General features: G+C 61.5%; 16 protein-coding genes. 5 read left to right on the top strand and 11 right to left on the bottom strand.

Annotated features, from left to right (window positions below; translation table 11 throughout):
• Nucleotides 1-25 precede the first annotated feature (25 nt).
• Nucleotides 26-724, bottom strand: coding sequence for a pseudouridine synthase (locus BVH74_RS02030; protein WP_080048469.1), 699 nt, complete (start codon nucleotides 722-724; stop codon nucleotides 26-28).
• A 279-nt stretch (nucleotides 725-1003) separates the two neighbouring features.
• Between BVH74_RS02030 and BVH74_RS02025 the strand changes: the two genes are divergently transcribed.
• Nucleotides 1004-1960, top strand: coding sequence for a sensor domain-containing diguanylate cyclase (locus BVH74_RS02025; protein ID WP_080048468.1), 957 nt, complete (start codon nucleotides 1004-1006; stop codon nucleotides 1958-1960).
• A gap of 115 nt (nucleotides 1961-2075) precedes the next feature.
• Nucleotides 2076-3176, top strand: coding sequence for a rhomboid family intramembrane serine protease (locus BVH74_RS02020; protein ID WP_080048467.1), 1101 nt, complete (start codon nucleotides 2076-2078; stop codon nucleotides 3174-3176).
• A gap of 24 nt (nucleotides 3177-3200) precedes the next feature.
• Here the strand turns inward: BVH74_RS02020 and wrbA are convergent, their stop codons facing one another.
• Nucleotides 3201-3800 carry an NAD(P)H:quinone oxidoreductase gene (gene wrbA, locus BVH74_RS02015; protein ID WP_080048466.1) on the bottom strand — a complete coding sequence of 200 codons (600 nt, stop codon included), beginning with the start codon at nucleotides 3798-3800 and terminating at the stop codon, nucleotides 3201-3203.
• A gap of 107 nt (nucleotides 3801-3907) precedes the next feature.
• On the opposite strand from wrbA, the gene thpR reads away from it, so the two are divergent.
• The 3 genes from thpR to BVH74_RS02000 all read left to right on the top strand — a co-directional run bounded on the left by thpR (nucleotide 3908) and on the right by BVH74_RS02000 (nucleotide 5618).
• A complete protein-coding gene (gene thpR, locus BVH74_RS02010) occupies nucleotides 3908-4447 on the top strand; it encodes an RNA 2',3'-cyclic phosphodiesterase (protein WP_080048465.1) in 540 nt (179 codons plus the stop codon).
• A 90-nt stretch (nucleotides 4448-4537) separates the two neighbouring features.
• Complete coding sequence (locus BVH74_RS02005) at nucleotides 4538-5215, top strand: MOSC domain-containing protein (RefSeq protein WP_205890227.1); 678 nt, start codon at nucleotides 4538-4540, stop codon at nucleotides 5213-5215.
• 4 nt (nucleotides 5216-5219) lie between these two features.
• Nucleotides 5220-5618, top strand: a complete 399-nt coding sequence (locus BVH74_RS02000) for a DUF2784 domain-containing protein (RefSeq protein ID WP_080048464.1) — start codon at nucleotides 5220-5222, stop codon at nucleotides 5616-5618.
• A 30-nt stretch (nucleotides 5619-5648) separates the two neighbouring features.
• On the opposite strand, the gene BVH74_RS01995 is transcribed toward BVH74_RS02000, so the two are convergent.
• From BVH74_RS01995 to BVH74_RS18745, 9 genes are all read right to left on the bottom strand, one after another.
• Nucleotides 5649-6830, bottom strand: a complete 1182-nt coding sequence (locus BVH74_RS01995) for an acetyl-CoA C-acetyltransferase (RefSeq protein WP_080048463.1) — start codon at nucleotides 6828-6830, stop codon at nucleotides 5649-5651.
• 162 nt (nucleotides 6831-6992) lie between these two features.
• On the bottom strand, nucleotides 6993-8933 hold the full coding sequence (gene acs / locus BVH74_RS01990) for an acetate--CoA ligase (RefSeq protein ID WP_080048462.1): 1941 nt from the start codon (nucleotides 8931-8933) through the stop codon (nucleotides 6993-6995).
• A gap of 160 nt (nucleotides 8934-9093) precedes the next feature.
• The gene (gene panC, locus BVH74_RS01985) at nucleotides 9094-9945 is read right to left on the bottom strand and encodes a pantoate--beta-alanine ligase (protein WP_080048461.1); all 852 of its coding nucleotides are present in this window, start codon (nucleotides 9943-9945) and stop codon (nucleotides 9094-9096) included.
• 4 nt (nucleotides 9946-9949) lie between these two features.
• Nucleotides 9950-10744, bottom strand: a complete 795-nt coding sequence (gene panB, locus BVH74_RS01980) for a 3-methyl-2-oxobutanoate hydroxymethyltransferase (RefSeq protein WP_080048460.1) — start codon at nucleotides 10742-10744, stop codon at nucleotides 9950-9952.
• Nucleotides 10745-10952: 208 nt separating this feature from the next.
• Nucleotides 10953-11453: a 2-amino-4-hydroxy-6-hydroxymethyldihydropteridine diphosphokinase gene (gene folK / locus BVH74_RS01970; RefSeq protein ID WP_080048458.1), complete on the bottom strand. Its 501-nt coding sequence runs from the start codon at nucleotides 11451-11453 to the stop codon at nucleotides 10953-10955.
• Entirely contained in the window at nucleotides 11450-12814 is a 1365-nt protein-coding gene (locus tag BVH74_RS01965) for a polynucleotide adenylyltransferase PcnB (protein WP_080048457.1), read from the bottom strand. The genes folK and BVH74_RS01965 overlap by 4 nt, the downstream gene beginning before the upstream one ends.
• A gap of 880 nt (nucleotides 12815-13694) precedes the next feature.
• Nucleotides 13695-15113 (bottom strand): sigma-54-dependent transcriptional regulator, encoded by a 1419-nt coding sequence (locus BVH74_RS01960; protein ID WP_080048456.1) that lies wholly within the window; start codon nucleotides 15111-15113, stop codon nucleotides 13695-13697.
• Nucleotides 15114-15147: 34 nt separating this feature from the next.
• Nucleotides 15148-18099 (bottom strand): sensor histidine kinase, encoded by a 2952-nt coding sequence (locus tag BVH74_RS01955; protein WP_080048455.1) that lies wholly within the window; start codon nucleotides 18097-18099, stop codon nucleotides 15148-15150.
• Nucleotides 18083-18259 (bottom strand): hypothetical protein, encoded by a 177-nt coding sequence (locus tag BVH74_RS18745; protein WP_090475058.1) that lies wholly within the window; start codon nucleotides 18257-18259, stop codon nucleotides 18083-18085. The genes BVH74_RS01955 and BVH74_RS18745 overlap by 17 nt, the downstream gene beginning before the upstream one ends.
• Nucleotides 18260-18302: the final 43 nt, after the last annotated feature.

Raw genomic sequence — 18302 nt, 5'->3', positions numbered from 1 at the left:
CAAGCCAGTTGGATGGGCCGTGCCCTCAGCACTCAAGCGAGGCTATTTCCTCGGGGCTCAGGGGGCGGTACTGACCCGGGGCCAGCTGGGGATCGAGAACAATGCTGCCCATACTTTCACGATGCAGGCTCTCAACCTGATTGCCGACGGCGTGAAACATACGCTTTACCTGATGGTAGCGGCCTTCGTAAATGGTTAGTCGGGCGCTGTGCTCATCCAGTTGTTCAAGTTGCGCTGGCGAGGTGGTCAACCCCTCGTAAGCGAAATGAATGCCTTCGGCAAAGCGGTTGGCGGTCTGTGGGCTGATCGGCTGGCGGGTACGGACATGATAGACCTTGGCCAGCTTGGTGCGCGGCTCGGTCAGGCGCCGCGACCACAGGCCGTCGTTGGTCAGAATCAGCAGGCCGGTAGTACTTCGGTCCAGCCGCCCGCCGATATGCAATTCATTGCGCCAGGCCTCGGGCAACAGTGTCATCACGGTCGGGTGTTGTGGGTCGCAAGTGGCACTGAGGTAGCCGGCTGGCTTGTGTAGCATCAGGTAATGGGCCGGCCGGCCAGGTTTGATCAGGGCGCCGTCCAGGCTGACGGCGGCGAAGCGATCAACCTCCTGGTCCGGCGTGCGGCAAACAATGCCATTGACCGTGACTCGGCCGCAGGCGATCAGTTGACGGCTGGTCTGGCGGCTGTATTGGGCCTGATTGCTGAGGATACGGTCGAGTCGCATGGCGACGATTATAGTCGGCAACTGACCCTGGCTACGGATGACTTTCCGACGAACTGCCCTGATTAAGTACGTGCCCGCAGGCGGTGGGTCTGCGTATTACCTGATTGATGGTCTAGGATAGGGCTGGCATCAAGAGGCCACTGCTAGGTCGTCAAAAGATGATGCTAAAGTGATATCGAGAACAATAAGAGACCATCGCGTAGCTGAGCCGGCTGGAGGTGCCGGGCAGGGAGGCAGGCAGCCGCGATCTTGAATCCAGGACGCCTGGGGGAGTCGCATATGAGCGAGCAAGAAAAAGACATGGAGCTAGACAGCGCGGTCTACAAGACCCTGCTCGAATCCACGCGGGCGATCCCCTGGAAGATCGATTGGAGCACCATGCAGTTCGCCTACATCGGACCGCAGATCGAGCAGTTGCTTGGTTGGGAGCGCTCCAGTTGGGCCAGCGTCAATGACTGGGCCGAGCGGATGCATCCGGATGATCGCGAATGGACGGTCAACTATTGCGTCAGCCAGTCGCAAAGCGGGGTGGATCACGAAGCCGACTACCGGGCGCTGACCAAGGATGGACGTTACGTCTGGATTCGTGATGTGGTGCATGTGGTACGCAAACCCGATGGTGAGGTCGATTGTCTGGTCGGCTTCATGTTCGACATCAGTGAGCGCAAGAAGATCGAAGACAAACTGGTCAGCCTGCAGCGCGAGCTTGAGGAGTTGTCCTACAAGGACGGTCTGACCGGGGTGGGCAACCGTCGGTTGTTCGACTCGGTGCTGGAGGATGAGTGGCTCAAGGCTCGGCGTAACCAGAGTCCGTTGGCGCTGATCCTGATCGATATTGACTATTTCAAACAGTACAACGATCACTACGGGCACCTTCAGGGCGACGAATGCCTCAAGCGGGTGGCCAAGGCTCTGGACCTGACAGCAACCCGCTCCCGGGACTTTCTGGCCCGTTATGGCGGCGAAGAATTCGTGTTGGTATTGCCGGAGACCGACATCGAGGCGGCGTTGATCGTGGCCGAGCGTTGCCGCCGACAGATTTTCAAGGAGCAGATCCCGCATCAGCGCTCCGAGGCCGGGCCGGTGCTGAGTATCAGCCTTGGGGTTGGTAGCTGTATCCCCGGCCATGCTGATGAGCCCAGAGACCTGATCGAATTGGTGGATGAACGTCTGTACCAGGCCAAACAGCAGGGGCGTAACCGGATCGTTGCCGATGGTCAGGCACAGGCCCGCTAGCGGGCTGGTGGCGAGGAAATGGCGGTGGTGGTGTTGGGCTTGGGCGGCCAAACGATTATCATCGCCAGCATCATGTCGTGCGGATACCCGTCCGCGGTTTGCAAGGATGCCTGTCATGCCCCTACGAAAAGCCCATTGCCCCTGCTGTTTGACCCGAACCCTGTATGAGGTGCCATTTCAGTCTGGCCGGGTATTTCAGTGCCGCAGCTGCGAAGGGATGTGGTTCGAGGACCGTCAGCTCAACCAGGCGATCAGCGATACCCACCCGGATATCGATCAGCACTGCCATGTCAGCCACCTGGGCGAGCATTTGGGGGCTAGCCAGCGGGTCTGCTGGCACTGTCAGGCGCCGATGGAGCATTACCACCTGTTACCGGACTATCAGGTCGAGATTGACCGCTGTGCGAGCTGTGACGGCGTCTGGCTCGACCATGACGAGGTCGATCAAGTTATGCATTCACCCAAGCTCAAGGACGCCATGCAGATGCTCAACGCTACGCTCAATTGGCGCTCCTGGCTTTTCGAATTCATGACCCGGATGCCGGTCGAATTCAACATCAAGACCCGGCGCACACCCTGGGTAACCTATAGCCTGATCGGGTTGTGCGCACTGGTGTTTCTGCTGGGTCAGAGTAGCGCTCAGATGGAGGTGGTGCTGATGCTGCTACTGGGTGTGCAGTCCGATCTGGTTGGGCAGCCCCCCATGCTTTGGCAACTGTTGAGTTACCAGTTCGTGCATGGCGGCTGGATGCACCTGCTGGGCAATATGTATTTTCTCTGGATCATTGGCGACAACATCGAGGATGTGCTGGGCCCCTGGCGCTATCTGGGGCTGTATCTGCTGGGTGGGGTGATAGCGGCATTGGCCGAGCTGCTGGTGACCTCCTGGCTGGGCGGGCGTGACCTGCTGCTGGTCGGCGCCAGTGGTTCTATCGCCACGCTGTTTGGCCTGTATCTGATCTGGTTCCGCTATTCCAGCCTGAGTTTCATGTTCGTGGTTTGGCAGAAGAAACTGGCACCGCACTGGTTTTTTCTGATCTGGAGCGGCATGAACATCTTCGGCATGATGGTTGGCGAAACCAATGTCGCCTACGCTGCGCATCTGGGTGGATTCGCCTTTGGCCTGCTGGCCGGTCTGGCGCTGCAGGACCGGGTCGAGGCGGCCAATCCGCTGGTACGCATGCTCAATGCGCCCGAGGCGCGTTTGCGCCGTTAGTCCTGGGGCCTCGGGCGCACAGGTTCAGCCAGCCAGCCTCACCGCGATGCCTGCCACCAGCTCGCCCTGATGTCGGGCAATGGACAGCTCGGCGTCCGAGGGCTGACGCGAGCCGTCGCCGCCGGCAATGGTCGCCGCGCCATAGGGGCTGCCGCCGCGGGTAGTGGAAATGTCGAACAACTCGCTGGCGCCATAGCCCAGCGGCACGATGATCATGCCGTGATGGGCCAGGGTGGTCCAGGTAGTTATCACCGTGGTCTCCTGGCCACCGCCGGTGCCGGTCGAGGTGAATACACTGGCGACCTTGCCGCGCAGCGCGCCCTTGGCCCAGAGCCCGCCAGTCTGGTCGAGGAACGTGCGCATCTGGCCGCTCATGTTGCCGAATCGGGTCGGGGTACCGAAGATGATTGCATCGTAGTCAGGTAGCTCGGCCGGGGAGGCCACTTCGGCGGCCTGGTCCAGCTTGCCGCCGGCATTCTTGAACGCCTCGGCGGGCATGGTTTCGGCCACCCGCTTGACGCTGACCTCGGCTCCAGGCACCTGGCGAGCCCCATCAGCCACGGCATTGGCCATGGTTTCGATATGTCCGTACATTGAGTAATACAGCACCAGAATCTTGGCCATACTGACCTCCATGAAGTAGGGAAAGGGGTGTCGGGCAGAACCGGCACTCTACCCAGCCTAGGTCAGGCTGGCGGGTTGTGGTAGTCCAATGTTAAGGAGGGCCGCGCATGCCGCGTTTGTTTATTGCCCTGGAGTTGCCAGAGCCCGTTAAACAAGCCTTGCTGCAGCTTGCCGAGCCGATGCCGGGCGCACGTTGGCAGTCAGCCGAGCAGTTGCATCTGACTCTGAGGTTTGTCGGCGAAGTTGCCGCCGGGCAGGTCGAGCAGGTGATAGCGGCACTGACCAGCCTGCGTTTTAGGGACTTTACCCTGACGGTAAAAGGGATGGGCTGGTTCGGGCCTCCGCGCCGGCCCCTGGCCTTGTGGGCCGGAGTCAGTCCGCAAGCACCTCTGCGCCGGCTCAAGCAGCAGCTCGATCACCTGCTGGCCGAGGCCGGAATTGGCCCCGACCGACAGGGCTACAAGCCGCATATCACCCTGGCTCGGCTGCATGGGCCGCAACCAGGGCCTGAGGACTACGTGCAGCGCCACAAAGACCTGCGAGGTCCGTGTTTTCGGGTCGAGCACGTCAGTCTGTTTCTCAGTGACCTGAGCGAGCAGGGCGCCAGCTATCGGGTGCTGGGGCGTTATCCGTGCGTTGAGGAGTAGACCGGCCATCGTTGGGATCGCTTGAAGGACGCGCCTGAGGTTTCGTGGCAGACTGGTCGTTGGAGTGGCAATGCATACTGTGAGGGAGTCATGACTCAGGATATTGATCTGATTGCGATCAACCGAGCGCAGCCCGAATGGCTGGATATTGGTAAGCGCCGGGCCCGCACCGGGCATTTCAAACGGCCTGTGAGTGCTCCCGTGCCGGTTGGCCCGGATGGGCTGGTGGGCGACTTCATCGCTGATGGCAAGCACCACGGTGGGCCGGATCAGGCGCTGTACCTGTACAGCCAGGCTGACATCGACTGGTGGTCAGGCCAGCTTGAGCGCGAGCTGATGCCGGGCTTCTTCGGTGAGAACCTGACTCTGAGCGATTGGTGGGAGCTGCCGCGTATCGGTGATCGCCTGCGTATTGGCGAGGTACTGCTGGAGCTGACCGGGCCACGGATTCCTTGCTCGACCCTGGCGGCGCGGGCGGGTGAGCCAACCTTTGCCAAGACTTTTGCCCGGGCTGCCCGAAGCGGGGCTTATGTGCGAGTGCTGGAGCCGGGGATACTGGAGGCCGGGATGCCTTGCCAGTTGGAAATGCGGGGCGCTGCTGAGTGGCCGGGTATCGAGGAAACCTTCCGCTACTGGCTGGGCAAAACCCGTTCAGAGGCTTTCGTGCGGCGAGCGCTGGCATCACCGATAGCGCTGCGGATGCGGCGCGAGCTGGATGAGTGGCTGGTCGAGCTGGAGGCAGGGACCGCACCGCTGCCGGGAATCTGAGCAGATGAACGCGCCTGCCTATTGGCAATGGCTGGCTGACCTGGTGCTGGCCGTGCATGTGGCCATCGTACTGTTCGTGATCCTGGGGGTGGTGCTGATTGTGCTGGGTAACGCCTGGGGCTGGCGCTGGGTCAATCGTCTGTGGTTTCGGCTGGCGCACCTGGCCACGATTCTGGTGGTGGTGGCCGAGGCTTGGCTGGGGCTGGTATGTCCGTTGACCACGCTGGAGATGTGGCTGCGTGAGCAGGCCGGCAGCCGGGTTTATGCCGGTAGCTTCATTCAGTACTGGTTGCAGCGCCTGCTCTATTACGAGGCCCCTGACTGGGTCTTTATCCTGATTTACAGCCTGTTTGCGCTGCTGGTGCTGGCGGTCTGGTGGCGCTACCCGCCGCTCAGGCGCTAGGGACGGCATGATGCCGCCCCTGTGGTCGGCTCAGTCGCGTTGCAGTGCCAGCGCCACGCCCTGGCCACCGCCGATGCACAGCGTCGCCAGACCTTTTTTGGCGTCGCGCTTGAGCATTTCATGCAGCAGGGTGACCAGCACCCGGCAGCCGGAGGCTCCGATCGGGTGACCGAGGGCAATGGCGCCGCCATTGACGTTGACCTTGCTGGCATCCCACTGCAGTTCCTTGCCAACCGCCAGAGCCTGGGCCGCGAAAGCTTCGTTGGCTTCGATCAGATCCAGATCCTGTACCTGCCAGCCGGCCTTGCTCAGGCAGCGCTGGGTGGCGGAGACCGGGCCAATGCCCATGATCGCCGGATCGACCCCGGCATTGGCATAGGCCGCTACCTTGGCCAGTACCGGCAGACCCAGTTCGGCGGCCTTGCTGGCGCTCATCAGCATGACTGCGGCGGCGCCATCGTTGAGGCTGGAGGCGTTGCCGGCACTGACACTGCCGTCCTTCTTGAACGCCGGGCGCAGTTTGCCCAGTGACTCGGCTGTGGTGCCTGGGCGCGGTTGCTCATCCTGGTTGATCAGCAGGGCTTCGCCCTTGCGCTGGGGGACGCTGACCGGGGTTATCTCGGCGTCAAAGCGGCCGGCTTGCTGCGCGGCGACGGCTTTTTGTTGCGAGGCGGCAGCAAAGGCATCCTGCTCTTCCCGGCTGATGCCGTACTTGTCGACCAGGTTCTCGGCGGTAATCCCCATGTGGTAGTCGTTGAAGGCATCCCACAAACCGTCATGGATCATGCTGTCGATGATCTGACCATGGCCCATGCGTTGACCGCTGCGCGAGGTCGGCAGCAGGTGAGGGGATAGGCTCATGGATTCCTGGCCGCCGGCGATCATGATCTCGGCATCGCCGCAACGGATAGCCTGGGCTGCCAGGTGCAGGGCCTTGAGCCCGGAGCCGCAGACCTTGTTCAGGGTCAGGGCCGGCACGCTGTGCGGCAGTCCGGCGTGGATCGCGGCCTGGCGCGCCGGGTTCTGGCCGCAGCCTGCCGTTAGTACCTGGCCCAGGATCACCTCGTCGACACTGGCGGGGTCGATGGCGGTTTGTTCAAGCAGGGCGCGAATGACGGTGGCGCCCAACTCGTGGGCGGGAATGTTGGCGAACTGCCCGCCGAAGCTGCCGATGGCGGTACGGGTAGCGGCGACGATGACGACCTCTTGCATGAACGACTCCTCATGACCGGTTCTCAGGGGTGACTAGGATAGACTTGTCAGTCACGATCGACAACCGGGCGCAGCGCAATACGTGCGACTGGCGCACGTTGATTGCACGGGGGGAGGCGGCGGCTGCGAACTCGGTTCGCAGCCGCAAGGGATGGAGCCAGCTCAGGCCCGGTTCAGACGCTGGGCGATCAGCTCATCGACCACGCTGGGATCGGCCAGGGTTGAGGTGTCACCCAGGGTATCCAGTTCGTCACAGGCGATCTTGCGCAGGATGCGGCGCATGATCTTGCCCGAGCGGGTCTTGGGCAAGCCAGGGGTCCACTGGATGAACTCGGGGCGGGCAAATGCGCCGACCTGTTCGGCGACGAACGCTTTGAGCTCGGCCACCAGGGCGTCACTGGGCTCGATATCGTGCATTGGCATGACGAAGGCATAGATCGCCTGGCCCTTGATATCGTGCGGGCAGCCGACCACGGCGGCTTCGGCTACGGCATCGTGCAGCACCAGGGCACTTTCGACTTCGGCGGTACCGATCCGGTGACCGGAGACGTTGAGCACGTCATCGACCCGGCCGGTGATCCAGTAATAGCCGTCTTCGTCACGACGGGCGCCATCGCCGGTGAAATATACCCCCTTGTAGGCGCTGAAGTAGGTGTCGATCAGTCGCTGGTGATCGCCATAGACAGTACGGATCTGACTCGGCCAGGAACGCTTGATGATCAGGTTGCCGCTGGCCGGGCCTTCCAGTTCATTACCTTCTGGATCGACCAGGGCTGGTTCAACACCGAAGAAGGGACGGGTCGCCGAGCCGGGTTTGAGGTTGGTGGCGCCGGGCAGCGGGGTGATCATGATGGCGCCGGTCTCGGTCTGCCACCAGGTATCGACAATCGGGCAGCGCGAGTCGCCCACTACATGGAAGTACCACTCCCAGGCTTCCGGGTTGATCGGCTCACCAACGCTGCCGAGCAGGCGCAGGCTGGTGCGCGAGGCGCTGGTTACGTATTCGTCACCCTTGGCCATCAGGGCGCGGATGGCTGTTGGTGCGGTGTAGAAGATGTTGACCTTGTGCTTGTCGACCACCTGCCAGCAGCGCGAGGCGTCCGGATAGGTTGGTACGCCTTCGAACATCAGGGTGGTGGCGCCGTTGCACAGCGGCCCGTAGACGATGTAGGAGTGGCCGGTGATCCAGCCGATGTCGGCGGTGCACCAGTAGGTTTCGCCTTCGTGATAGTCGAACACATAGTGGTGGGTCATGGCGGCACCGAGCAGGTAGCCGCCAGTGGTGTGCAGCACGCCCTTGGGCTTGCCGGTCGAGCCTGAGGTGTACAGGATGAACAGCGGGTCTTCACTGTCCATCGGCTCCGCCGCGCAGTCGGCACTGACTCCGGCAATGGCGTCGTGGTACCAGAGGTCACGGTGTTCGTGCCAGGGGATGTCGGCGCCGGTACGTTGCACGGTGACCACGCTGTGAACGTTGGGGCAATCCTTGAGGGCCTTCTCCACATTCTGTTTGAGCGGCACCTTTTTGCTGCCGCGCACACCCTCGTCGGCGGTGATCACTACCTGGCAGTCGGCGTCAAGGATGCGGTCGCGCAGGGCGTCGGGGGAGAAACCGCCGAACACCACCGAATGCACTGCGCCAATCCGGGCGCAGGCCAGCATGGCGTAGGCGGCCTCGGGAATCATTGGCATGTACAGGCAGACCCGGTCGCCTTTCTTGACGCCGCGAGCTTTGAGCACGTTGGCCAGCCGGCAGACCTTTTCATGCAGTTCGCGGTAGCTGATCCGGGCATCATCGGTCGGCTCGTCGCCTTCCCAGATAATCGCGGTCTGCTCGCCACGGCTGGGCAGATGGCGGTCAATGCAGTTGACGCTGACGTTCAGCTTGCCGTCGATGAACCAGGCGGCCTGGCCCTGACTGAGGTCACTTTCATGGACTTTGCTCCAGGGTTGCTCCCAGGTCAGAAAGCGCTTGGCCTGCTCAGCCCAGAACTGTTCGGGCTGCTCAAGCGACTGACGGTACATGGCCTGGTAACCGGCTTCATCCAGATGGGCATAGGCCCGGGTGGCATCGGATACCAGGTGATTCTCGATCTTGTACATGAACGGCTCCCTCTTGTTTTTATCGGCGTGATACTGCCGTATAGGCTATACAGCCTCAGCCATCGAAGCGGTTAATTCAACCCTTCTTTGGTCTAGTCCGGGGAGGTTAGGGGTATTGAACGGCAAAGATGAGCCCCGCCGAATGGCGGGGCGGGCTGGCTCAGTTCAGCTTGAAGCGCAGGTTGTCGATCAGTCGGGTCTTGCCGAGAAAGGCGGCGGCCAGAGCGACGGCTTCTTCGGTGGTGTCGCTGATCGGGTTCAGGGTCAGGGCGTCACGCAGGTCTAGGTAGTCGGGATGCAGGCCGCTGGATTCGAGTACCATCCGCGCCTCCTCAATTACCTGGGCAAAGTCGCGGCGCCCGCTTTGCAGGTTGGCCGCTACTTGTTTGAGGGTGGCAAACAGTAGCGGAGCAACCTCCCGTTCGCTCGGGCTCAGGTAGCCGTTGCGCGAGGACAGCGCCAGACCGTCCTCGGCGCGAACGGTCGGCTCGCCCATGATCTGGGTCGGCAGGCACAGGTCCTGGGTCATCTTGCGAATGACCGCCAGTTGCTGATAGTCCTTCTCGCCGAACACCGCCAGATCAGGTTGGACAATATTGAACAGCTTGCTGACCACAGTAGCGACGCCGTTGAAGTGGCCTGGACGACTGGCGCCGCACAGTCCTTCGGAGACGACCGGAACATTGACGATGGTGTGGCCGTCCATACCTTCGGGGTACATGTCATTGACGCTGGGGGCGAACACCATATGGGCACCGGCATCCAGCAGCTTGGCCTGATCATCGGCCAGGGTCCGCGGATAACTATCCAGGTCTTCGCTGGGGCCGAACTGCAACGGGTTGACGAAGATGCTGACCACCACGTAATCGGTGCGTTGCCGAGCTTTTTCCACCAGGGCGATGTGTCCGGCATGCAGGTTGCCCATGGTCGGCACCAGACCGATACGTTTGCCATCCTTGCGGGCATGGCTGATGGCGGCGCGGACTTGGGCGATGCTGTGTAGCGTATTCATGGTGTCAGAACTCGTGCTCGGCTGCCGGGAATTCAACGCGTTTGACCGCCTCGACATAGGCGCGGATCGCCGCTGGCACGTCGGGCTGGCCGTTCATAAAGTTCTTTACGAAGCGTGGCAGCCGGCCGCTGATCGACAGCCCGAGCATATCATGAACCACCAGAACCTGGCCGTCGGTGCCTGAGCCGGCACCGATACCGATGACCGGAATTTGCACGCTGCGTGAAATTTCCGCGGCCAGGGCACTGGGTACACATTCGAGCAACAGCATGCTGGCGCCTGCGGCTTCGAGGGCCAGGGCGTCAGCCAACATAGCCTTGGCCTGGGCTTCCTCCTTGCCCTGGACCTTGTAGCCGCCAAGCACATTGACGGTTTGCGGGGTCAGGCCCATGTGGGCACAGACCGGCACGCCACGCTGGACCAGCGCGGTGATGGTCTCGGCCAGCCAGCCGGCGCCCTCAAGCTTGACCACATGGGCCCCGGCCTGCATCAGCACGGCGCTGTTGTTCAGTGCCTGCTCCACCGTAGCATAGGCCATGAACGGCAGGTCAGCCATGATTAGCGCGCCCTGATTACCGCGCTTTACCGCACGGGTGTGGTAGGCCATGTCTTGGACAGTGACCGGCAGAGTGCTGTCATGGCCTTGCAATACCATGCCGAGCGAATCGCCGATCAGAATCACTTCAACCCCGGCAGTGCTTTCGAGGTGAGCGAACAGGGCGTCATAGGCGGTCAGACTGACAATTTTCTCGCCAGATTGCTTGAGCTTGTTGAGCGTAGTCAGGGTTACTTCAGGCATGGCAGATTCCAGTGGTTCAGCCCCGCAGGGGCAGGATCATGAGACGCCGGGCCCCATCATGGGGAACGGTGTTCTGGATGCTCAGGATGGTATCAACCTGATGACTATAGTGGTCTTGCTCTGTCCGCCGGTCAATCGCCGCCCTGCTGCGGCTCAGGGGCTGCAGACGGGGTGATGACAGGCACGGCGAGGCAGTCGGGTGCATGGCTCATCCTTGGGCCGGGGCGTCGAGACGCTCAAGTCCATCGGCTGGACAGGTGTCCAGCAACTGGCTGAGCCGGGTACCATCTGGCAGGATCAGATCGGCGGCCAGCTCGGCCAGAGGGTAAAGAACGAAGGCGCGGGTCTGCATGTGGTAGTGCGGTACTTGCAGTCGAGGGCTGTCGATGACCTGTTCACCGAACAGCAGCATATCCAGATCCAGAGTCCGGGGTCCCCAGCGTTCAGCCTTGCGCTCACGTCCCTGATCGAGCTCGATACGCTGCAGTTGGTCGAGCAGCTCCAGTGGGGTCAGTTCGGTGTCGAGCTCGGCCACGGCGTTGATATAGGAGGGTTGATCCTGGGGCCCGAGCGGGGCGCTGCGATACAGCGACGAGCGACGAGCCAGGCGAGTTCGCGGCACCTGCCCCAATGCCTCGCAGGCTTTCAGCACTTGGCCGATGGGGTCGGCCTGATTGCTGCCCAGGCCAATGTAGCAGATGCTGCTCATGGGTTGGCCTGCGGACTGCGTGGCTTGCGTTTGCGCCGGCTGCGCTGGCGCTTGGCTGCGGGTTTGTCGGCCAGCTCGCGGACCATCTGCCGGCGCTTGTCTTCGCTGGCATCCTGATAGCGAGTCCACCAGTCACCCAGGCCGTCAGTCTGCTCGCCAGCGCTTTCACGCAGCAGCAGAAAGTCGTAGGCGGCGCGAAAGCGTGGATGTTCGAGCATTTGGTCGGCGCGGCGGCCGCTGCGTCGTTCCAGGCGCGGCTGCAGGTCCCAGATCTCGCGCAGCGGAATAGTGAAGCGCTTCGGTACCGTGGTATGCCGGCACTGTTCTGCCAGCAATTCCTGAGCGGCCTGCTGGTGGGCCGGAATGCTGGGGATGCCGCGTGCCTCCAAGGCTTTGATCCGTGGCGGCAGGGCCGGCCAGAGCAAGGCGGCGTAGAGGAAGGCCGGGGTTACCGGGCGGTCCTGAGCGATGCGCTGATCGGTGTTGCGCAGGGCCTGGTGGACCAGCTTGAGGGTGTAGTCAGGGTTGGCCTGGATAGCCTCATCGGTGTCTGGAAACAGCGGGGCGAACAGGTCGTACTTGAGCAGCAAGGCAAAGGTCTTTTCCCCCTGGCCGCTCATCAACAGCTTGAGAACCTCATCGAACAGCCGGGCCGCGGGAATGTCGTGCAGCAGATCGGCCAGCTCGATAATCGGCGCGGCGCTGTGCGGCTCGATGTCGAAGTTCAGTTTGGCGGCAAAGCGTACTGCCCGCAGCATTCGTACCGGGTCTTCCTGGTAGCGTTGTACCGGGTTACCAATCAGGCGCACTTGGCGGTTGCGAATGTCATGCAGGCCATTGGCGTAGTCATGAATATGGCCGGTGCTGACGTTGTAGTACAGCGCGTTGATGGTGAAATCGCGCCGCTGGGCGTCCTGCTCCAGGGTGCCATAGACATTGTCTCGCAGAAGGCGGCCGGAGTCGCTCTGGCGGGACTGCTCGTCGCCATTGTCTTCATCATGGCCGGCGCGGAAGGTCGCCACTTCGATGATCTCGCGACCGAAATGCACATGCACCAGCTTGAAGCGGCGGCCGATCAGGCGAGCGTTGCGGAAAGTGGCCCGGACCTGCTCGGGGGTGGCGCTGGTAGCGACGTCGAAATCCTTGGGGTCGAGATCCAGCAGCAGATCGCGCACGCAGCCGCCGACTACGAAGGCCTGGTAGCCAGCCTGTTGCAGCCGCTCAACCACATTGACCGCATGCCGGCTGATGCGCTCGCGGCGCAGGTTGTGCTGGCTGGCGGGGATAACGGCGGGCGTAGTGCGATGCCGGACCGGGTGGCCGAAGGGGTTGGGTAGTTTCTGCAACAGCTTTCGTATCATGGGTGCGGGTAGTCCACCAGCGTATCCTGACCCTCATGCCTGGGGCTGAATCGTTTCAATTAAGTATGGCAGGGTCTGGAATGCCGCTTTCAGCCGGACCAAAGGCATGATGACGGGTTGGTCGTGGCGCTTGTGCTGGGCGAACGGGCAGACTGCCTGTATCAACAGTCGGGCATTCTAGCTTGAATAACGGGGGATTTGAATGAGATGAGCGGTATTGAGAGAGGAAAGCTCAAGGGGAGCCATGGCTCCCCTTAATGGATTCTTGTTCTTCTTCTTCTGAGCTATTCTTGTTTTTGTAGGCAGAGGCGACAGTGTCGCCTATTCAGCCAACCCATCCCGGGTTTCAAAACAAACGGATTGCTTTGGAAGCTTAGGTCAATACTCAAGGCCTATCTTCGGCTCTGGACTGGCGGGTTGCTTGAGCAACTTTTATTCTTCTCTGGTTCCAGCCGGACATCCTGTCCGCAGGGTGAGTACCCATTCTCCAAAAAAATCAGTTTGCTTGGCCGCGCACGTTTTATTTTTATTGTGTGTGGAGCCGAATATTATTTTTGTTATGAGTTATCTGGTTTTTATTGTTGTTGTGCCAGATATAAAGCAGAAGCCGTGCCAACTTTTGAATTTCCATATAAATCAATTATTTAGTATTTTTTCGCCTGAGCGCGTGACCGGGCGTGCGCGGGATTCGTTACCGAACACCCCGGAGAAGTGTTACGGGACTTTAGTAGGGGGTAACAGTTCGATGGGAGGAGAACGGGGTAACAGGTAACACTTGTCGGGTTACTCGGGGGCGATGTGGTGGGGCAGGTGCTGTCGGTTCGCGACCAGTCAGGCCGCGAACCGGATATTTAAGGAGACTCTGAACAACGCCTTAGTATCAGGAGCTGGCGGTTTTCTTGCGTGGGATGCCCAGGCGCTGGCGTCGCTCCCACAGGCATTTGCGGCTGATGCCGAGCTTGTTGGCCAGCTCGGTTTCGGTCATGTGTTCCTGGTGCTCCAGGACAAAGTGTTGGAAGTAGTCTTCCAATGACAGGTCCTCGGTTGGCTCCTGACTGGGGCTGTCCGGGTGGCGCATGGTTTCCAGTGCGTTGGCCGCCTGCGAAGCACGCTCATGCTCCAGATCCAGCTCGATGCCGAGCAGGTCAGTGGAAATTTCCGCATCATCGCAGAGGATGGCGGCGCGCTCGATAGCATTCTCCAGCTCGCGCACGTTACCCGGCCAGGAATAGCGGCGGATTGCATCAGCGGCCTCTTTGCCGAAATGCAAGCCTTCCATGTTCATGTTACGGGCGGCCCGGGCCAGCAGCGCTTCGGCAATCAGCATCACGTCATCGCCGCGTTCACGCAGTGGCGGCAGGCGCAGCTCGATCACATTCAGCCGGTAATACAGGTCTTCGCGGAACAGCCCCTGACGGGCCAGGGTCTTGAGGTCGCGGTGGGTCGCGGCGACCAGGCGCACATCAACCTTGTTGGATTGTACCGAGCCGACCCGGCGGATTTCGCCTTCCTGCAGCACCCGCAGCAGTCGAGCCTGAGCTTCCAGCGGCAGCTCGCCGATTTCATCGAGGAACAGGGTGCCGCCATCGGCGGCCTCGACCAGACCGGTGCGGCCAGCGGTAGCGCCGGTGAAGGCACCCTTCTCATGGCCGAACAGCTCCGACTCAATCAGGGTTTCCGGGATCGCTGCACAGTTGACCGAAATCAGTGGCGCCTTGGCTCGCTTGGAGTTTTCGTGCAGGGCGCGTGCCACCAGTTCCTTGCCGGTTCCGGACTCCCCCTGGATCAGTACCGTGGAATCGGTTGGCGCGACCTTGCTGATGCGCTTGAACAGTGTCTGCATGGCGGCACAGGAGCCGATGATGCCCAGCTCCTTGCCACTCTTGACCGAGCCCTCGCTGGTTGGCTCGTTGCTGGCGGGCTCGGCAGCAGGCTGATTGCGGCGCTGGCTGGCGTCCTCGATGATCCGGGCGACGGCCTGGAGCATTTCGTCATGGTCGAAGGGCTTGGCAATATAGTCGACCGCACCGAGTTTCATGGAGTCGACCGCCGAGCGCAGGCTGGCGTAACTGGTCATGATCAGCACCGGCGTATTGGGGGCTTTGCGAATCAGTTCGGTGCCTGGCTCGCCGGGCAGGCGCAGGTCACTGACAATTAGATCGAAGCTGTCTAGGGAAAAACGTTCCACGGCCTCGTGGACCGAGCCGGCTTCGCTGACCTGGTAGTGGTGGCGTTCCAGCAGCCGTCGCAGGGCGGAGCGGATGATGGTTTCGTCTTCAACAACCAGAATATGTGACATAGCTACCTCATGCGCGGTGCTCACCCAACCCCCCTCAGGTGATGACACCGTTACTTAAAACACTGTAACGCGGCAGGGTGATGATGAATCGGGTGCCGCGCTGTGTTACCGAGTCAGCCGGGCTTTCGACCGTGATCTGACCATAATGCTCTTCGACAATCGAGTAGACCAGTGCCAATCCGAGCCCGGTTCCTGTCCCTGGGTCCTTGGTGGTGAAGAAGGGCTCGAACATGCGATCCATGATCGCCTTGTCGATTCCGCTGCCCTGGTCTTCCACCATGAGCAGCACTTGATGTTCATTGTGTTGGGTCTGAATGGTGATGCGATCACCATCCCGGCTGGCGTCGCGGGCATTGCCCAGCAGATTGATCAGAACCTGAACCAGGTGCTGGCTATCGCCGACGACCCTGTGCTCCGGATTGCACAGGTTAACATAAATGACCTCGGGACCCTTACGGTTGAGTGACAGGAGGTGGATGGCCTCGTTACAACAGGCCGCCAGATCGACTTCTTCGTTGGCGTTGTTGTGGCGGCTGCCGACGTGGGCGAAGTTGACCAGCGACTGGACGATCCGCGAGACCCGGCGGGTCTGCTCGATGATCTGCTCGGCGGCGACCCGAGCCTCCTCCAGATCCGGTTCTTCACGCAGGTTCTGCGCCAGGCAGGCGATCCCGGTGATCGGGTTGCCGATCTCGTGGGCCACCCCGGCGGCCAGGCGACCGATAGAAGCCAGGCGTTCAGAATGCATCAGCTCGTCTTCGAGCATCTGGGTTTCGGTCTGGTCCTCGATCAGCAGCACCAGCCCGCTGTTGCCGATATTACCCGGTTCGTCGATGGCAGCCTTGTGCAGGTTGAGCCACTGGGTCTGACCATTGAGTACCAGTTTCTGTTTGTGGACATGCGCCGATTGGTCCTCGACAAAGCGCTGCAGTACCTGATTCCAAGGCGCTGGCAGGCTTTCCAGCCGGGAGCCGACCACGCTGTCGGCGCTGATCCCGGTCAGGGTCTGCATGGCCCGGTTCCACATCAGTACCTCATTGTCCTTGGCCAGCGAGCAGACTCCCATCGGCAGGTCCTGCAGGGTCTGGCGGTGGTAACGGCGCAGGGCGTCGAGTTCGGCGGCCAGGCCGGTCAGGCGGGTGTGATAGTCCTCCAGCCGGCTTTCGATGAAGTGGATATCCTCGGTCACGTAACCGCCCCGGGCCATCTTGAATGGCAGGAAGGTCTCGATGATGTCCTGCGCCACGGCCGGGCCCATCAGGCCCGAGAGGTTGGCTTCGAGCCGGTCGCGCAAGCGCCGCAGGGCATAGGGACGGCGCTCATCGAACGGTAGCTTGAGGTCGCGCAGAGCCTGTTCTACTTCCTGCTGGGCGGTCTTGTTGCCCAGTGGCTTGGCCAGTTGCTGAGCGAATTCCTGTGGTGAGCTGGCGACCAGCTCCATACGTTGCGGGCGGCTGACGTTGTCCACCGAACAGGCCTCGGCGGCGCTCTGCTCTTCAGCCGAACGTTGGGTGAACAGCGAGACCAGGGTGAACACCACGATGTTGACGGTCAGTGAGGTAATGGCCGCAATGTGCCATGTGTCAGGGTTGAAGCTCAGGTTCAGGCCCAGTAGCCGGATCCCGGACAGCTCGCTGATCAACGGCAGTAGCAGGGTGACCGACCAGACCAGCATGCCGGCGACCAGCCCTCCGATGAAGCCGCGGCGGTTGGCCTGTGGCCAGTACAGGACCGACAGGGCGCCGGGCAGAAACTGCACAGTGGCAACGAACGAGGCTATGCCGAGGTTGGCCAGGTCCTGTTCAGCGCCCAGCAGGCGGTAGAACCCGTAGCTACCCATAATGATGGCGGCGATCAGGCTGCGTCGGGTCCACAGTAGCCAGCGGTAGATGTTGTTGTCGGCGCTGGGTTGATAGACCGGTAGCACCAGATGGTTGAGGACCATGCCGGACAGTGCCAGGGTCACCACGATGATCAGCCCGCTGGCGGCTGACAGGCCACCGACGAATGCCAGCAGACTCAGCCAGTCGGCGCCGGCGGCCACGCCCAGGCCCAGGGTGAAGTATTCCGGGTTGGTTGGCACGTCCAGATGCAGGCCGGCCCACAGGATCGGCGGCACCGCCAGGCTCATCAGCAGCAGAAACAGTGGCAGACCCCAACTGGCCGTGCCCAGAGCGCGGGGGTTGAGGTTTTCGGTAAAGGCCATGTGGTACATGTGCGGCATGACGATGGCGGCGGCGAAGAACACCAGCAGCAGGGTGCGCCAGGGGCCTTCCTGCAACGGCGAATGGAGGGTACGCAGGGCCTGCTGGTTATGGCTGAGCCACTCCTCCAGCCCACTCGGGCCACCGAACACCGCATACAGGGCGAACAGGCCGACCGTGCCGAGGGCGATCAACTTAACCAGCGACTCGAAGGCGATGGCGAAGACCAGTCCTTCATGTTTTTCCCGCGCCGAGATGTGGCGGGCGCCGAACAGAATGGCGAACAGGGTAATCAACAGGCAGAAGCCAAAGGCCACCGAGTCCTGGCCCGGATCGTGGGTCAGTATCAGCACAGAGTCGGCCACCGCCTGGATCTGCAGGGCCAGCAGCGGCAGTACGCCAATCAGCATCAGCAGGGTCGTCAGAGTACCGGCCCAGGTGCTGCGAAAGCGGAAGGCGAACAGGTCAGCCAGCGATGACAACTGATAGGTGCGGGTGATGCGCAGGATCGGATTAAGCAGCACCGGTGCCAGCAGAAAGGCGCCACAAATGCCCAGGTAATAGGTCAGAAAGCCGTAACCGTACTGATAGGCCAGCCCGACTGTGCCGTAGAAGGCCCAGGCGCTGGCATAGACCCCCAGTGACAGGGTGTAGATCGCGGGATGACGCATCAGCCCGCGCGGCAGCAACCCGCGTTCGGTAATCCAGGCGACGCCAAACAGGGCTAGCAGGTAAACAACGCTGATCAGAATCAGCAGGCTGAGATCAAAGCTCGTCGGCATCTTTGGGGCTCTGCAGCAACATGCCGGCAATGATCAGGATCAGCCACAGCACATAGGGGCGGTACCAGGCGCCCTGGGGTTCTATCCACCAGTCCATGATGGCCGGTGAGAACAGGTAGATGCCAATGACCAGCAGCAGTACCAGCCGATAAATATACATAGGGTCAGCGCGCCATGGGTGAGGTGATGATGGTAATCAGCCG

This window comes from Halopseudomonas phragmitis (genome assembly GCF_002056295.1).
Classification (GTDB): Bacteria; Pseudomonadota; Gammaproteobacteria; order Pseudomonadales; family Pseudomonadaceae; genus Halopseudomonas; species Halopseudomonas phragmitis.
This window is presented reverse-complemented; position numbering and strand designations above follow the sequence as displayed.

Coding starts and splice junctions, on each gene's coding strand:
- BVH74_RS02025 (WP_080048468.1), top strand. CDS start 1,004: ATGAGCGAGCAAGAAAAAGACATGGAGCTAGACAGCGCGGTCTACAAG.
- panC (WP_080048461.1), bottom strand. CDS start 9,945: ATGAATACGCTACACAGCATCGCCCAAGTCCGCGCCGCCATCAGCCAT.
- BVH74_RS01960 (WP_080048456.1), bottom strand. CDS start 15,113: ATGTCACATATTCTGGTTGTTGAAGACGAAACCATCATCCGCTCCGCC.
- BVH74_RS02005 (WP_205890227.1), top strand. CDS start 4,538: ATGACTCAGGATATTGATCTGATTGCGATCAACCGAGCGCAGCCCGAA.
- thpR (WP_080048465.1), top strand. CDS start 3,908: ATGCCGCGTTTGTTTATTGCCCTGGAGTTGCCAGAGCCCGTTAAACAA.
- BVH74_RS02030 (WP_080048469.1), bottom strand. CDS start 724: ATGCGACTCGACCGTATCCTCAGCAATCAGGCCCAATACAGCCGCCAG.
- folK (WP_080048458.1), bottom strand. CDS start 11,453: ATGAGCAGCATCTGCTACATTGGCCTGGGCAGCAATCAGGCCGACCCC.
- BVH74_RS01995 (WP_080048463.1), bottom strand. CDS start 6,830: ATGCAAGAGGTCGTCATCGTCGCCGCTACCCGTACCGCCATCGGCAGC.
- BVH74_RS02000 (WP_080048464.1), top strand. CDS start 5,220: ATGAACGCGCCTGCCTATTGGCAATGGCTGGCTGACCTGGTGCTGGCC.
- acs (WP_080048462.1), bottom strand. CDS start 8,933: ATGTACAAGATCGAGAATCACCTGGTATCCGATGCCACCCGGGCCTAT.
- panB (WP_080048460.1), bottom strand. CDS start 10,744: ATGCCTGAAGTAACCCTGACTACGCTCAACAAGCTCAAGCAATCTGGC.
- wrbA (WP_080048466.1), bottom strand. CDS start 3,800: ATGGCCAAGATTCTGGTGCTGTATTACTCAATGTACGGACATATCGAA.
- BVH74_RS02020 (WP_080048467.1), top strand. CDS start 2,076: ATGCCCCTACGAAAAGCCCATTGCCCCTGCTGTTTGACCCGAACCCTG.
- BVH74_RS01965 (WP_080048457.1), bottom strand. CDS start 12,814: ATGATACGAAAGCTGTTGCAGAAACTACCCAACCCCTTCGGCCACCCG.
- BVH74_RS01955 (WP_080048455.1), bottom strand. CDS start 18,099: ATGCCGACGAGCTTTGATCTCAGCCTGCTGATTCTGATCAGCGTTGTT.
- BVH74_RS18745 (WP_090475058.1), bottom strand. CDS start 18,259: ATGTATATTTATCGGCTGGTACTGCTGCTGGTCATTGGCATCTACCTG.